General features: G+C 72.8%; 15 protein-coding genes. 9 read left to right on the top strand and 6 right to left on the bottom strand.

The window, feature by feature from the left end; translation table 11 throughout:
* Positions 1-91 precede the first annotated feature (91 nt).
* Positions 92-748 (top strand): TetR/AcrR family transcriptional regulator, encoded by a 657-nt coding sequence (locus tag ABZ914_RS02100; protein ID WP_500191043.1) that lies wholly within the window; start codon positions 92-94, stop codon positions 746-748.
* Between the two features lie 41 nt (positions 749-789).
* On the opposite strand, the gene ABZ914_RS02095 is transcribed toward ABZ914_RS02100, so the two are convergent.
* The 3 genes from ABZ914_RS02095 to ABZ914_RS02085 form a co-directional block, all read right to left on the bottom strand.
* The gene (locus tag ABZ914_RS02095) at positions 790-1,041 is read right to left on the bottom strand and encodes a DUF4873 domain-containing protein (protein ID WP_190851817.1); all 252 of its coding nucleotides are present in this window, start codon (positions 1,039-1,041) and stop codon (positions 790-792) included.
* Positions 1,042-1,202: 161 nt separating this feature from the next.
* Positions 1,203-2,444, bottom strand: a complete 1,242-nt coding sequence (locus ABZ914_RS02090) for a cytochrome P450 family protein (RefSeq protein ID WP_500191041.1) — start codon at positions 2,442-2,444, stop codon at positions 1,203-1,205.
* 104 nt (positions 2,445-2,548) lie between these two features.
* Positions 2,549-3,718 carry a sodium:calcium antiporter gene (locus ABZ914_RS02085; RefSeq protein WP_500191040.1) on the bottom strand — a complete coding sequence of 390 codons (1,170 nt, stop codon included), beginning with the start codon at positions 3,716-3,718 and terminating at the stop codon, positions 2,549-2,551.
* Between the two features lie 382 nt (positions 3,719-4,100).
* Here ABZ914_RS02085 and ABZ914_RS02080 point away from each other — a divergent pair, with 382 nt between their 5' ends.
* Both ABZ914_RS02080 and ABZ914_RS02075 read left to right on the top strand, forming a co-directional pair.
* A complete protein-coding gene (locus tag ABZ914_RS02080; RefSeq protein WP_500191039.1) occupies positions 4,101-6,086 on the top strand; it encodes a heavy metal translocating P-type ATPase in 1,986 nt (661 codons plus the stop codon).
* Between the two features lie 93 nt (positions 6,087-6,179).
* A complete protein-coding gene (locus ABZ914_RS02075) occupies positions 6,180-6,584 on the top strand; it encodes an ArsR/SmtB family transcription factor (RefSeq protein WP_500191037.1) in 405 nt (134 codons plus the stop codon).
* Here the strand turns inward: ABZ914_RS02075 and ABZ914_RS02070 are convergent.
* Both ABZ914_RS02070 and ABZ914_RS02065 read right to left on the bottom strand, forming a co-directional pair.
* Complete coding sequence (locus tag ABZ914_RS02070) at positions 6,581-8,752, bottom strand: MMPL family transporter (protein WP_500191036.1); 2,172 nt, start codon at positions 8,750-8,752, stop codon at positions 6,581-6,583. The two genes, ABZ914_RS02075 and ABZ914_RS02070, sit on opposite strands and share 4 nt — an antisense overlap.
* A 13-nt stretch (positions 8,753-8,765) precedes the next feature.
* A complete protein-coding gene (locus ABZ914_RS02065; RefSeq protein WP_500191034.1) occupies positions 8,766-9,392 on the bottom strand; it encodes a TetR/AcrR family transcriptional regulator in 627 nt (208 codons plus the stop codon).
* Positions 9,393-9,451: 59 nt separating this feature from the next.
* Between ABZ914_RS02065 and ABZ914_RS02060 the strand changes: the two genes are divergently transcribed.
* The 6 genes from ABZ914_RS02060 to ABZ914_RS02035 all read left to right on the top strand — a co-directional run bounded on the left by ABZ914_RS02060 (position 9,452) and on the right by ABZ914_RS02035 (position 14,258).
* A complete protein-coding gene (locus ABZ914_RS02060) occupies positions 9,452-10,213 on the top strand; it encodes a DUF4097 family beta strand repeat-containing protein (RefSeq protein WP_500191033.1) in 762 nt (253 codons plus the stop codon).
* Between the two features lie 161 nt (positions 10,214-10,374).
* Positions 10,375-11,019 carry a dihydrofolate reductase family protein gene (locus ABZ914_RS02055; protein WP_500191032.1) on the top strand — a complete coding sequence of 215 codons (645 nt, stop codon included), beginning with the start codon at positions 10,375-10,377 and terminating at the stop codon, positions 11,017-11,019.
* Between the two features lie 191 nt (positions 11,020-11,210).
* Positions 11,211-11,687 (top strand): DUF4396 domain-containing protein, encoded by a 477-nt coding sequence (locus tag ABZ914_RS02050; protein ID WP_500191029.1) that lies wholly within the window; start codon positions 11,211-11,213, stop codon positions 11,685-11,687.
* Between the two features lie 64 nt (positions 11,688-11,751).
* Positions 11,752-12,129, top strand: coding sequence for a BlaI/MecI/CopY family transcriptional regulator (locus ABZ914_RS02045; RefSeq protein WP_500191028.1), 378 nt, complete (start codon positions 11,752-11,754; stop codon positions 12,127-12,129).
* Between the two features lie 4 nt (positions 12,130-12,133).
* Positions 12,134-13,072, top strand: coding sequence for a M56 family metallopeptidase (locus ABZ914_RS02040; protein ID WP_500191027.1), 939 nt, complete (start codon positions 12,134-12,136; stop codon positions 13,070-13,072).
* A 142-nt stretch (positions 13,073-13,214) separates the two neighbouring features.
* The gene (locus tag ABZ914_RS02035) at positions 13,215-14,258 is read left to right on the top strand and encodes a coiled-coil domain-containing protein (protein WP_433236864.1); all 1,044 of its coding nucleotides are present in this window, start codon (positions 13,215-13,217) and stop codon (positions 14,256-14,258) included.
* 110 nt (positions 14,259-14,368) lie between these two features.
* On the opposite strand, the gene ABZ914_RS02030 is transcribed toward ABZ914_RS02035, so the two are convergent.
* Positions 14,369-14,959 (bottom strand): TetR/AcrR family transcriptional regulator, encoded by a 591-nt coding sequence (locus ABZ914_RS02030; RefSeq protein ID WP_500191025.1) that lies wholly within the window; start codon positions 14,957-14,959, stop codon positions 14,369-14,371.
* Between the last annotated feature and the right edge of the window lie 24 nt (positions 14,960-14,983).

The following is a 14,983-nucleotide window of genomic DNA, read 5'->3' as shown; positions in this document are numbered from 1 at the left end:
TCATGAGACAGAATGAAGTTCTGATCTTGGACGGGGCAGCGTGAACCCGGGGCGGTGCGATGAAGGAACGCGATGAGGTCCGGACTCCGGCATGAGTGAGATTCCGATTTCCAGCCGAACGGACGACGTGGCGAGCCGCATTGCCCGGCGTGCCCTGGCCAAACGGGACGCCGACTACACCAACGAAGTGCGCTGCCTGCTGGACGCCGCCCTCGACGTCATGAAGCAGCGCGGCACGACGTCGCGTCCGCGCGTGGCCGACATCGTGAGGGCGGCCGGGTCGTCGAACGAGGCGTTCTACCGGCACTTCCCCTCGAAGGACGCGCTGGTCGCCGCCCTGCTCGAAGACGGGACCGAGCGTCTGCACAGCTACGTCGCGCACCAGATGTCCAAGGAGCCGACGCCGGAGGGCAGGGTGCGCCGCTGGGTTCAGGGCGTGCTCTCCCAGGCCTGCGAGGAGAGCGCCGCGACCACGCGTGCCGTGCTCTGGAACGCGGGCGCGGTAAGCGAGGTGAGCGGCTCGGCGGCCCCGGCTCCCAGCGACCGCCTCGCCGGACTGCTGTCCGAACCGTTGCGCGAGCTCGGCAGCGCCGATCCCGCCTTCGACGCCTCGCTGGCCGCCTACGCGACCTTCGGCAAGCTCGGCGGCTATCTCTGGAGCGGAGATCAGCCCACGGACCGCGATGTCCGCCGCATCACGGCGTTCTGCCTCCGCATGTTCACCCCGGTGAACGGCGAGTCGGCATAGCGGCGCGGCCGGCCACGCCGCGCGCGCACCCGGACCTCACCTCAGGCGAAGGGCGGCGGACCGCTTCCGACAAGGGTGATGACGTCGGACCAGGCTTCCGAACCGCCGAGCGTGACCTGCGCCTCGCGGCCGTCCGGAAGTCTCAGCGTCCGGTCGTGGGGGTCGTCGGCGTCGAAGTCGGCGATGGTCGCGGTTCCGGACCACTCCCGCTGCTTGGCGCGCAGATCGACGTAGACCTCGGTCTCGATTCCGCCGCTGTTGATCAGGGTGGCGGGCCCCCGGTACCGGCTCATGCCCGGACCGTCTCATCGGGACCCGCGTGACGTGTGTTCATGAAGACGCACCCTAGCCTTCGGGTCGGACGTTCCCGGCCGTGCCGCTTCCCGGGGCTCGATGCGATCTCCCGGCTGGGGACGCCGAGGTGATCGATGCCTTCGAGCCATCCTGTCCAGGGTCAGCTGGCCGCCTTGAGACGGGCCGGCAGGGTCCGGTGACCGTTGGAGATGAAGGAGTCCAGCGGGAGGAGTTCGCTCGGCGGCACGGCCAGGTCCAGCCCGGGGAACCTGCTGAACAGCGCGGGCAGCGCGATCGACGCCTCCAGCCTGGCCAGCGGCGCGCCGAGGCAGTAGTGGACGCCGTAGCCGAACGCCATGTGCTCCTTGTCGGCGCGGGTGACGTCGAAGAGGTCGGCGTCGTCGCCGTGCGCGTGCGGGTCGCGGCCGGCCGCCGCGTAGCAGGCGAGGATCGCATCGCCCTTGCGGAGTGCGGTGCCGTCCTCCAGCTCGATGTCCTCGACGGCGAAGCGCAATGGCAGGTTGGCGATCGGGGGCTCGGCCCGCAGCGTCTCCTCGATGACGTCGCCCCAGGTGGCGTGTCCTGCCCGGACCAGGGCCAGCTGCTCGGGACGGGTGAGCATCGCGTGGACGGCGTTGTCGAGAAGGTTGACGGTCGTCTCGTGCCCCGCGCTCAGGAACAGGACGAGCGTGTCGACCAGTTCCTCCTCCGACAGCGGCGAGCCCTCGTCCCGGGCCGCGATGAGGGCCGAGGAGAGGTCGTCCGCGGGACGCGTGCGCTTGTCCCGGACGACGCCGCGCAGGATCTCCTGCATCCGCGGGAACGCAGCGGCGGCCTCCTCCGCCCCGGTCGTGGTGCGGAAGAACGCGTCGACGCAGCGGCGTATCTCGTCGCGCGCGTCCGGGTCCTCGACGCCGAACAGCTCGCAGATCACCCTGATCGGCAGCGGGTAGGCGTAGCGATCGCGCAGGTCCACCGCCTCGCCCGGGGCGACGGCGTCGAGGTCGTCGAGCAGCTCGGCGACGATCGCCTCGATGCGGGGACGCAGCGCGGCCGTGCGGTGCACGGTGAACGCGCTGGAGATCAGCCGCCGCAGCCGCCGGTGGTCGGGGCCGTAGGCGGTGAGCATGTTGCGCACCGCGACCCAGGCGAACAACTGCCATCCCGGGCCGACCTCGCCGTTGAGCAGGGGCGGCCAGTGCAGGTAGGCGTCCTTGGAGACGCGGTCGTCGGTCAGCAGCCGCCGCAGCAGCGGGGGACTGCTGACCGCCCACGCCTCCACGTCGCCGGGGAGGAGGATGCGCGTCGCGGGTCCGCGCGCCCGTATCCGGGCGGCGTCGCCTTGGACGTCGCGCCCGGTGGGATCGATGGCGAACGGTTCGTCGTTCTCGGAAGCGCGCACCGGACCCTCCGTCTGCTCGATGGTGCCGAGCGTCTCCCTCCTAAGGTCCGTCCGGCGGCGTCCGTCCGCAAGGGGCGCCGCGACGCGGCACCGGCAGGTGCGGGTCAGGACAGGATGAACACCAGGCCGCCGGCGAAGATCAGGTAGAAGACCCCGGCGAAGGCCAGGCGGGCCGGGGTGAGCCGGTGCGCGCGCATGGTGGCCAGCAGGTACACGATCGCGACCATGGTGATCAGCCCCGACCAGGCCAGCGCGTGGTCGAACTTCCAGGAGGTGAACAGCAGGCCCAGTCCCGAGGGGACGGTCGCCTGGATCATCATCGCGCCGGAGATGTTGGCCAGCGCCAGCTTCGTCTTGCCCTGCCGCACCCAGATGATCGCGTTCATGATCTCCGGCAGCTCGGTCGCGATCGGCGACAGCAGCAGCGCGGTCACCGCCGCGGGCAGGCCGATGATCGGCCCGATCGCGTCCAGCTGGTGCACGAACAGCTGCGACGACACGAAGATCACCGCCAGCGTGGCGAGCGTCTGCGCCACCACCGCCCAGGTCGCCGGAACCTCCCGGCGCGGCTGGAGCTTCAGCGGCTCCAACTCGTCCTCGTCGTCGGCGACGGCGTCCTGAGCACCGGGCGCCGTCTCGCCGGCGGCGTGGTCGACCGCGTGCGGCTCGGCAGAGCCGCCGGACATCTCGCGCCAGAAGTACACCGCGTACACCGCGAAGAACGCCAGGCCGAGGACGGGCTTGAACGCGAACGCCACCAACCCCAGCGCGACCTTGACGACGAACACCGCCAGGAACCAGCGCTGGTCCCTCACCAGCCGCGCCAGCTCGCCCGGCCCGGTCAGGACCTCCCGGTGCCCGTCGGAGGCACCCGCACCGCCGCGGCCCGCGGCGGTGGCGCCGCCGGTGCCCGCGTGCGCCCCGCCGGCGGCGGCCCCGGCCGGGACGGCGGCGGCCTCAGCGCCCGCCAGCCTGCGGCGGCGCAGCAGCAGCGCCACACCGGTCACCGCGTAGGCGACGGTCGCCAGCGCGAGCGGCCCGCCCATCGCCGCGCCGACGCCGATGTCCTTGGCCTCGTCCGTCCCGCCGGTCGTCACCGCCACCAGCGTCACCACCGACTCCGGCAGCGCGGTCCCGAAGGCGGCGAGAATCGTGCCGACCGCCATCTTCCCGACGTTGAGCCGCTGCCCCAGCCACTCGACCGCGTTGACGAACCACTCGCACGACAGGTAGATCACGACCGCGCACACGATCAGCAGCACGAAATGCCACACGACCCGTCACCTCAAGCCTTCCCGCGCTAGGCGTGCCGGGGGGCGAGGACCAACAGGGCAGGAATCCGGGGAGCCCGCGACCTCGACCCTCCGACGACGCGCATGCGCCATCGTCAAAGGACCGAAGGTCTCGTCCGCCCGCCTCAGCGGCGGGCCCGGCCACCGGGAACCATCGGGTTCCAGCATGTCGACGACCGGTTCGCAGGACTACTCCCCTTCACAAACGCCAGGAGACTACCGCATCTCCGCTCCGCTGTGCGTGGTGGCCGCTCGGGGTGTCCATGAAGGTATGAATCCTTGTTCATGTGTTCCTGCTACGGTGGATCGAGGCGGGCCCCGGGCGGGCCGGCCTTCGACCGACGGCTCCCGAAGGACCCACCGAATGTCTTCCACGTTGACCGGCCCCGCTCGCGCCGCGGCCGGGGACGGCGCACCGGCCGGCGGAGCGCCACGCCGCCGCACTCGGGTGCTCGCGCTGCCCGAGGCCCGGTGGGCGGCGGCCGCGCTGGTGCTGTTCCTGGCGGGGCTGCCGGTGTACCTGCTCGACGGCCCGGCCTGGGCGTGGGGTGCGCTGTTCGCCGCGACCTACGTCACCGGCGGGTGGGAGCCCGGCTGGGCCGGGCTGAAGGCCCTCATGGACAGGACCCTGGACGTGGACCTGCTGATGGTGGTGGCCGCCCTCGGCGCGGCGGCGATCGGGCAGGTGCTGGACGGGGCGCTGCTGATCGTCATCTTCGCCACCTCCGGCGCCTTGGAGGCGGTCGCCACCGCCCGCACCGCCGACTCGGTCCGCGGCCTGCTCGACCTGGCCCCCGCGACCGCGACCCGCCTGGACGACGACGGCACCGAGCACACCGTCCCCACCGACCGGCTCGCCGTCGGCGAGACCATCCTCGTGCGGCCCGGCGAGCGCGTCGGCGCCGACGGCCGCGTCCTGGACGGCGCCGGCGATGTCGACCAGGCCACCATCACCGGCGAGCCGCTGCCGGTCGCGAAGCGGGCCGGGGACGAGGTGTTCGCCGGCACCCTCAACGGGACCGGCGCGCTCCGGGTGAAGGTCGAACGCGATCCGTCGGACTCGGTGATCGCCCGGATCGTGGCCCTGGTCGAGGAGGCGTCCGAGACCAAGGCGCCGACCCAGCTGTTCATCGAGAAGGTCGAGCGGCGCTACAGCGCGGGAATGGTCGCGGCGACGCTGGCGGTGTTCGCCGTCCCGCTGGCCTTCGGAGCCGACCCGACCGAGGCGCTGCTGCGCGCGATGACGTTCATGATCGTCGCCTCGCCGTGCGCGGTGGTGCTCGCCACGATGCCGCCGCTGCTGTCGGCCATCGCCAACGCCGGACGGCACGGCGTGCTGGTCAAGTCGGCGGTGGTGATGGAGCGGCTCGGGCAGGTCGACCAGGTGGCGCTGGACAAGACCGGCACCCTGACCGAGGGCGTCCCGCAGGTCGGCGACATCCGTCCGCTCAGGGGCGCGGGCCTGACCGAGGACGCCCTGTTGCGGCTGGCGGCGGGGGCGGAGCATCCCAGCGAGCACCCCTTGGGCCGCGCCATCGTCGAGGCCGCCCGCGCCCGCGGTCTGGACGTGCCCGCCGCGGCCGACTTCTCCTCCGCCCCCGGGGCCGGCGTCACCGCCACCGTCGACGGCCACCGGGTCGAGGTCGGCAGCCCGGCGCGGCTTCGGACCGGACGCGGCGCCCACCCCGCGCTCGTCGTGGCCGAGCGGTTGGAGGAAGAGGGCCGCACCGCGGTGCTGGTCGCACTCGACGGCGCCCCGGTCGGCGTGCTCGGCATCACCGACCGGCTCCGGCCTGACGCCGCCGCCACCGTCACCGCCCTGACCGCCCTCACCGGCACCGCACCGGTCCTGCTCACCGGTGACAACCCGCATGCCGCCGCCCACCTCGCCGGCCAGGCCGGCATCGGCGACGTTCGCGCGGGCCTGCTGCCGCACGACAAGGTCACCGCCGTCCAGGAACTGGAACGCTCCGGCCGCAACGTGCTCCTCGTCGGAGACGGGGTCAACGACGCGCCCGCGCTGGCCGCCGCGCACACCGGCATCGCCATGGGCCGCGCCGGATCCGACCTGGCCCTGGAGACCGCCGACGCCGTCATCGTCCGCGACGAACTGGCCACCGTCCCCGCCGTCGTCGACCTGTCGCGGCGGGCACGCCGGCTGGTGGCGCAGAACCTGGCCATCGCCGCCGTGGTCATCACGGGCCTGGTGATCTGGGACCTGGCCGGAACCCTGCCGCTGCCCCTCGGCGTCGCCGGGCACGAGGGCTCCACCGTCATCGTCGGCCTCAACGGGCTGCGCCTGCTCACCGAGGGCGCCTGGCGCCGCGCCGCCCGCCCCGCACACCGGTGAGGCTTCGCCGTCGGACGCGGTACCGGCGGAGCCGCCATGTAGGGACGAATGAACATTGGTTCATGTATGCACGGCGCGGCGTACGATGGCCGCATGGGCCACGGAGCTGATCGATCGGCCGGCGGCGTCCCGCGCGGACGCCTGGACGCGGCCGGTGCCGCGAGGGTGGCCACCACACTGCAGGCCCTGGCCACCCCCTCCAGGCTGCTGATCCTCGCCCGGCTCCGGGAGGGTCCGCTCCCGGCCACGGAACTGGCGGCCGAGGTCGGCATGGAGCAGTCCGCCTGCTCCCACCAGCTGAGGCTGCTGCGCAACCTCGGCCTGGTCACGGGCACGCGGAAGGGACGGTCGGTCGTGTACACGCTGTACGACGACCACGTCGCCGAACTGCTGGACCAAGCCCTCTACCACGTCGAGCACCTCAGGCTCGGCTTGACCGACACTCCAGGCTCCCGCGAAACCAACGCGGACGCCGCCTCCGTGACGGCCGCCCCCTAGCCCTCGACTGGGGGACAGGGCGCGCGCTCCGTCCGAGTGCCCGTGGTGCCACCGGTGGGAGGCGTCGCGTGGCGGGGTCGCCGGTTCGGCCACCGGGGCAGCCACCAGGCGCCGTGGCCGGTCAGGGCGAGGACGGCGGGGACGAGGGTCATCCGGACCAGGAAGGCGTCGGCCAGGATGCCGGCGGCCAGGCCGAGGGCGATGGGCTTCAGGGTGAGGTCGTCGGTGGTGACGAAGCCGGCGAAGACGGCGAACATGATGAGCGCGGCGGCGGTGATGACCCGGGCGGTGTGCCGCGCGCCGGTCAGGACGGCCTCGCCCGGCCGGCCCGTGCGGACGTACTCCTCACGGATCCGTGACACCAGGAAGACCTGGTAGTCCATCGCCAGGCCGAACAGCACGGCGATCACGACGATGGGCATGAAGCTGAAGACCGGTCCGGTGGTGGCCACGCCGAACATGTCGGCGAGCCAGCCCCATTGGAAGACGGCGACGACCGCGCCGAAGGCGGCTCCGGCCGAGAGCAGGAACCCGGCGGCTGCTTTGACCGGGACGAGGATCGAGCGGAAGACCAGCAGCAACAGCAGCAGCGAGAGCCCCACGACGATGGCGGTGAAGGGGAGCAGCGAGTCGCGGAGCCGGTCGGACACGTCGATCGCGGCGGGGGTCGAGCCGGTGACCAGGACCTCCGCGCCCGCGGACGCGCCGAGGGCGGGGGTGCGGGCACGGATGTCGCGGACGAGCCGCTGGGTCGCCGGGGTGCGCGGGCCCTGCTCGGGGACGAGGTTGAGGACCGCGGTGCGGCCGTCGTTTCCGGGTTCGGGATCGCTGATCGACACCACGCCGGGGAGGTCGAGCCCGGCCCCGATCCGGGCCGCGGCCCGTACCGGGTCGCCGCCGCGGGTGTGCACCAGGACCAGCAGCCGGCCGTTGTTGCCGGGGCCGAAGGCGCCGGAGACCAGGTCGTAGGCCTTGCGCTGGGTGGAGGCGGGGTCGGCGGTCCCGTTGTCGGGCATCGCCAGATCGAGCCGCAGCGCGGGGAGCGCCATCGCGCCCAAGGCCAGCAGGACGGCCGGGACGGTGATCAGCGGGCGGCGGGTGACCAGGCGGGCCCAGCGCAGCCCGGTGCCGCCGCGCGCCGTGGGGGCGGCGCGCGAACGGGGGCGGGGGCGCAGGCGTTCACCGGCCAGGCCGAACAGGGCCGGCAGCAGGGTGACCGCGGCGGCCACCGCCATCAGCACGGTCAGTGCGGCGGCCAGGCCCATGACGGTCAGGAAGGGGATGCCGACCACCGCCAGCCCGGCCAGCGCGATGACCACCGTCAGGCCGGCGAAGACGACGGCGCCTCCGGCGGTCGCGACGGCGCGGGCCGCCGACTCCTCGGCCGCCGTCCCGTCGGCGAGCTGGGCGCGGTGCCGGGAGCCGATGAACAGCGCGTAGTCGATGCCGACGGCCAGGCCGACCATCAGCGCCAGGCTGGGGGCGGTGTCGGAGACGGTGGCGATGCCGGAGGCCAGCATCACTCCCAGCAGCCCGACCGCCAGCCCGGCCAGTGCGGTGGCCAAGGTCAGCCCGGCGGTCAGGAGCGAGCCGAAGGTGAGGACCAATACGATCACGGCGACGGCGAGGCCGATCACCTCGCCGATGCCGACGTGCATGCCGGCGGTGCTGTAGACGGTCCCGCCGACCTCTGCGCGCAGGCCGCCCGAGCGGGCCGCGGCGGCGATGTCCTCCAAGGCGGTGACGCTGGAGTCCTCCAGTGCGTCCCGTTTGATGGGGTAGAGCACCTGGGCGAGGGCGGTGCGTCGGTCGGCGGAGATGGTCCCGGTCCGGAACGGGTCGGTGGCGTCGGCGACCTGCGGCGCCGCCGCCGCCTCGCGCACCGCGCTCTGGATGCGGGCCCGGTGCGCCGGGTCGTCGACGGTGGTGCCGGGCGGGGCGGCGAACACCAGCTGCGCGGTCACGCCGGTGGCCTCCGGCAGGGACCGTTCCAGCAGGTCGATGCCCTGCTGGGATTGCGAGCCGGGAATGGTGGCCTGGCCGTCCAGGTGGGAGCCGAAGGCGGCAAGGCCGCCCCCTGCCAGGAGCAGCAGCGCCAGCCAGCCGGCCAGGAATCGGAACCGGTGGCGGAACGCGGTCCGGCCGAGCCGGTAGAGCAGGGGGGCCAACGGGGGAGTCCTCTCAGGCGTTCGTCGTCGGGGGGAGCAGTGCGCCGAGCACGGCGGTGAACGCCTGCTTGATCACGTCTGCGGTGACGGTCTCGGGGTCGGCGAGATGCTCGTTGACCAGGCCGTTGGTGAGGCAGTGCAGGATCAGGCCGGCCAGCTCCGCCGGGACGGCGGCACCGGTGCCGGTGCGCTCGGTCACCTCGGCGACGGAGCGGGCGGCGGCGTCGCGCTGCGCGCGGCGCATCGGGGCCAGCACGGCCCTGGTCCGCTCGTCGCGCGCGGCACGGGCGGCGAACTCCAGCCCGAGCCGGCCGTGCTGGACGTCGCCGGTGATCCGGTCGGCGATGAGCTCGGCGACCCGTTCGATCACCGCGTCCGCGTCGGCGGCGCCGTCGATCTCGGCGGTCACGGCGGCCAGCTCGTCCTGCGCCCCCTGGTCGAGGACGGCCCCGAACAGCTCCTGCTTTCCGCCGAAGTTGGAGTAGACGGCGCCCTTGGTGAAGCCGGCGGCATGGGCGATGTCCTCGATCCGGGCGTCGGCGTAGCCGTGTTCGGTGAACGCCCGCACCGCCTCGGCGAGCAGCCGCCGCCGCACCTCCGCGCGGGGGACCCGCCTTGCAGGCCCTGGGTTGTCGGTCATGACCGGACCGTAGCATACCGAAAGTATTCAATACTTTCGGTATCAAGTTCGGAGGCTCGTTGATCCCCTCATTCCGCCGCACCGCGCTCCCGGCCACCGGAGCGCTCCTGCTCGCGTCCCTCACCGGCTGCGGGGCCTCGGCCGGCGACGCCTCTCCCGAACGGCGCGACTTCGGCCCCGCCGGCTCCCGCCTCACCATCGCCAAGGACCGGGGCGACCTGGACATCCGGCCCGCCGACGTCGGGAAGGTGCAGGTGACGCGCTGGTTCGACCGGTGGGCGCTGATCGGCGGGAAGCCGGCCGCGACCTGGGATCTCACCGGCGACCGGCTCACCCTGTCCACCGACTGCGGCACCCTGGTCGGCGGCTGCGCCGTGCGCTACCAGGTGCTGGTGCCCCGCGACCTCACGGTCGAGATCCAGGGAGAGAACGGAAGGATCTCGGCCACCGGGTTCGGGACCGCGCTGCGCATCCGCAGCACCAACGGAGCGATCAGGATCGCCGGTGCGACCGGCCCGCTCGACCTGCGCACCGAGAACGGCGAACTGCGCACCACCGCGACCAGGTCACCGCAGCTCTCGGCCACCTCCCAAAGCGGCAAGGTCGACCTGTCGTTCGCCGCCGCGCCGCGGCAGGTGGCCGTGACCACCGAGAACGGCGAGGTGAACGTGACCGTCCCGCGCGCCCCCTACAAGGTCACCACCACTACCGACAGCGGCGACGTCCGCGCCGACGTCCCCAAGGACGCCTCGGCCTCTCGCTCGATCACCGTCCGCACCGACAGCGGAGCGATCGCCTTGAACACGGCGGCGAGCGACTGACCTGGGGAGTCGCTAGCGGGATTGGGCATTGCTGAGGAGGGGATCCCGGGGTTCTGCGAGCCCGGCGGCGATGAACCGCGCTGGTGGCGTCGGCACGATGAGTCCGCCGATGTCCCCGGGTCTACCTCTCAACCGAGACAGCCGACTCAGCGGGAGCAAGCATGGGCCTCATCCACATCGAGATGTTCGCGACCCTCGACCTGGTCGGGCAGTCGCCCGGCGGTCCCGACGAGGACCCGGTGGGGTTCCCGTTCGGAGGCTGGCAGGCGCCCCTGCTGGACGACGTCGCCGGGGCCCAGGTGGGCGCCGCGTACGAGGGCACGGACGCGCTCCTGCTCGGCCGGCGGACGTACGACATCTTCGCCGCCTACTGGCCGCACCAGGAGGGCGGCCAGGACAACGAGATCGCCACGCTCTTCAACCGGGTCCCCAAGTACGTGGCCTCCCGCGGCAGGCCCGACCTCTCCTGGGCCGGGTCCTCGCAGCTCGGCCCGGACCTGGCCGCCGCGGTGCGCGAGATCCGCGACCGGCACGAGAACATCAAGGTCGTCGGGAGTCTGAACCTGGTGCAGACGCTCCTGCGCGAGAAGCTGTTCGACCGTCTCGACCTGTGGGTGCACCCGATCGTGCTCGGCGTCGGGAAGAAGGTGTTCGACGGGGGAGCGGTGCCCGCGAACGTCACGCTCCTCGAACCGCCGGCGGCCAGCCCGAAGGGCACCGTGTACCTGCGCTACGGGCTCGCCGATGGCACGCCCGCGACGGGGGACATGACCGCTCCCGACCGCGGCACCGGGCGCGACGACTGAGTCCGCGCGGCGCGAGGTGGCTCTCCGGCGACGACGCCGCGTCGACCTCCTACGCCTTGTAGGACATACTGACCGTGATCGTTGACCGGATCACGGAGGTATCGGTGACCACTCATGACCAGCATGGATCTCATCAGCACGTCGCGGAGGGCCATGAAGATCATCACTCTGCGCCGCCCGAGCACGGCGCCATGGACGCCGGACATGCCCACCATGGGGGCCACGGCGGTTCGGTCTCCTGGGGGACGGCGGCGCGGGCGACCCTGCACTGCCTGACCGGTTGCGCCATCGGCGAGGTGCTCGGCATGGTGCTCGGAACGGCCTTCGGCTGGTCGAACGCGGCCACGATCGTCGCGGCGGTCGTCCTGGCCTTCGTGTTCGGGTACGCGTTGACGATGCGCGGCGTCCTCAAGGCGGGGCTGTCGGTGCGGGCGGCGTTCGGGGTGGCGCTGGCCGCCGACACCGTGTCGATCGTGGTGATGGAGATCCTGGACAACGCGACCGTGGTCGTGATCCCGGGAGCGATGCATGCGGGCCTCGGGGACGTGCTGTTCTGGGGCGCGCTCGCCGCGGCCCTCGTCATCGCCTTCGTGTTCACCACGCCGGTGAACCGCTGGATGATCGGCCGGGGCCGGGGGCACGCCGTCGTGCATCAGTACCACCACTGATCCACCGGACGGCGGTGGCCGGCGGGAGTTCCGGCACAATGTGGGGGAGGACGGAGGTGGCCGCGTGGCCGGATTGGCTGGATCGCTCGAGCGCTCCATCATGGACGTGCTCTGGGCGGCGCCCGGCCCGCTGCGGGTCCGCGAGCTGCTGGCGAGGCTGAACGAGAACGCCGAGAAGAAGCTCGCCTACAACACGGTGCAGACGGTGGCCGAACGGCTGGCGCAGAAGGGGATGCTGCAGCGCACGCCCGACGGTGTGGCCTTCCGCTACAGCCCCACCAGGCCGCGGGAGGAGTACGCGGTCGAGTTGATGCTCGACGTGCTCACCGATGCCCCGGACCACGGGGCGATCCTGGCGAGGTTCGCCGAAAGCGTGCCGCCCGAGGACGCCCGGCACCTGCTGGACGTCCTGCGGCGGCGGGCCTCCGGCGACGAGGCCTGACCTCATGCTCTTCTCTGTGCTCGCCCTGATCGCGTCGGCGGTGCTGCTGGGCTGCCTCGCCGGGCCGGTGCTCGATCGGCTGCGCCGGCCCGCCGTCGGCCCGGGGGCCGCCATCGCCTGCTGGGCGGCGGCTCTCGCCGGGACGTTCATCGCGAACACGGCCGTCGTGGTGGTCGCCCTCATCTCTCCGCCGGGGCCTGGGCACGGTCTCCTGGAGTGGCTGCGCCACTGCTTGCCGCACCACGGATCCCTGGCCGTCATCATGGCGGCGGCGGCGACCCTGGTGCTGATGACGGCCTGCTGCTCCCGGCTGGCGAGCGGCCTTCCGCGGCTCGGCCGTGCCGTGCGCCACCGTCGCCGGCATCGGGAGCTGCTGCGCCTGGTCGCCCGGGAGCACGGCCGGCATGCCGACGTCCTGGTGCTCGATCACCCCGTCCCCGTGGCGTACTCCCTGCCCGCCCGCCGGCGCGCGATCGTGGTCAGCACCGGCGCGCAGGAGACGCTCACCGACGCGGAGCTCGGCGCGGTCCTGGCCCATGAGCGCGCCCACCTGCGCCAGCGGCACCACGCGCTGCTGCTCATGCTGGACGTCGTCCATGCGCTCCTGCCGTGGCTGCCGACGGTCCGGCGCGCGAAGTCCAGGCTGCCGCTCCTGCTGGAGATGGCCGCCGACGACGCCGCGGCGAGCGCCTACGGCAGGCGGACGCTGGTCGACGCGTTGTGCCGGCTCTCCGCCGTCCCCGGGGTGGCGGGGGCGCTGGGAGCGGCGGGGGATTCCGGGTCGGCCGCGCTGGTCGAGCGGGTGCTGCGCCTGGAGGCGGCCGCCCCCGTCCGGGCGCGCCGGTCCGTTCGCCTCGCGACCTGCGCCTTCGCGGCGGCGGCCGTGGCCACGCCGCTCCTGGTGGGGGCCGTCGCGATCGCGGAGCTGTCCACGACCTGCTGAGGGACTTGTCGGCCTTCGAGTGAAATCTGGTACTCGGGTGGCGTATGAGCACGCGACCTCCTACGCTTCGTAGGAGGTCGCGGTGACACGTCCCCGCCGGGGACGGCCGTCGACCGGTAGGCGTTACCGGAGAGGACAGCGCATGCAGCGACGAGCTGCCGGCACCAGGACGTCAGCCCGCCGCCGGATCACCGCGAGCACGGCTTGGACGGCCTCGGTCGTGCTCTCCGTCGGGCTCCTGACGCCGGTGCCCGCCGAGGCGAAGCCCAAGCCGACGCGCAAGGAGCTGACGGCGCAGCAGAAGAAGCTCGCCGACGAGGCCGAGAAGCTCAGCGAGCAGTACAACGGGCTGCGGGAGCGGCTCCGGCAGGCCCAGAAGGCCGCCGCGGTCGCCAAGACGAGCGCCGACCGCCAGAAGAAGACGCTGGCCGAGGCGCGCGACCGGATCGCGAAGCTCGCCGCGGACACCTACAAGAACGGCCCGGTCGACCCCGCGATCAGTTTCGCCTCGGCCGGCGATCCGCAGGCCGTGCTGGACCGGTCGGCGGCGCTCAACTACTTCGCCAGCCAGGACAACACGCGCATCGTCCAGCTGCTGCAGACGATGCAGGGCGCCGAGCGCGCGCGCAAGGCCGCCGAAGCGCGCGCGAGCCAGGTTCGCCGGCTGACCGACGAGGCGAAGAAGAAGCGCGGGGAACTCCAGGTCAAGCTCAAGAAGGTCGAACGCCAGCTGGGGACCTACTCCAGCACCGGATCCCGTCCGGGCTCCATCCCGAGCGTGGGGTCGGGAGGGGCTTCGGCCAAGGCGATGGGGGCGGTGCGGGCCGCGCTGAGCCAGCTCGGGGTTCCCTACTCCTGGGGCGGCGGGACCGCGTCCGGGCCGAGCTACGGCACCGCGCAGGGCGCCAACATCAAGGGCTTCGACTGCTCCGGCCTCACCCTGTACGCCTACGCCCAGGTCGGCATCAGCCTCGGCCACTACACCGGGAGCCAGTACAGCGCCGGAACCCATGTGAGCCAGAGCCAGCTCAAGCCCGGTGACCTGGTCTTCTTCTACAGCGACCTGCACCACATGGGCATGTACATCGGCAACGGCAAGATGGTCCACGCCCCGCAGACCGGCGACGTCGTCAAGATCGCCCCGATCGCCGGCCGCCCGTTCGCAGGAGGCGTCCGCCTCGCCTGACCGCCTCGCCTGACCGCCTTGCTCGATCGCCCGCCGTCCGAGCCCGCGTCCCCGTCACCTGCCCCCGGTGACGGGGACGCCGCGTTTCCGGGCAGCCCGATGCCGACCGCTCAGGGGCGGGCGGTGGACGGAGCGAGGATCGACTGCACGGTGGCGGTCACGACCTGGGCCGTCTCCTCGGCTTTCAGGCGTCCGGCGCGGTTCTCCTCGGCGGCGCCCTGCAGGACGTAGTGGATGACGTTGACCAGCCATGAGATCGGCAGGTCGGTGCGGAACACGCCGTCGTCCTGGCCTCGCCTGATGAGCTCCTCCATCCGCTGAGCGGGGGCGGCGTGCCGCGCGCGGATGCGTTCGGCGGGAAGAACGCCCTGAGCGGCCGTCAGCAGGGCGGCGGATTCGGCGACGAGGGTCCAGCTGGAGCCGAGCAGCCGGCCGAGGGCGTCCCGTGCGTCGCCTGACAGGTCGACGGCGGACAGCGCCTCGTCGCCGGCGCGCAACGCGTCCGCCAGAGCGGCCTCGACCAGGTCGGCCCGGGTGCGGAAGTGGCCGTAGAGCGTCATCCGACCCACCCCGGCGGCCTTGGCGATGTCGTCGATCCCGGCGGCCGGATCGCTGCTGAGCATCTCGCGCGCGGCGGCGACGATGCGGGCGATGCTGCGCTCGGCGTCTGCACGGCGACGCGGTCCGGCGGCGGAAGGCATGCCCGCCATCCTAACTCGTACTGG

This window comes from Spirillospora sp. NPDC046719 (assembly GCF_040645715.1).
Taxonomy (GTDB): Bacteria; Actinomycetota; Actinomycetes; order Streptosporangiales; family Streptosporangiaceae; genus Spirillospora.
Note: the sequence above shows the minus strand (reverse complement) of the source record. Positions and strands in the feature narration are given on the sequence as shown.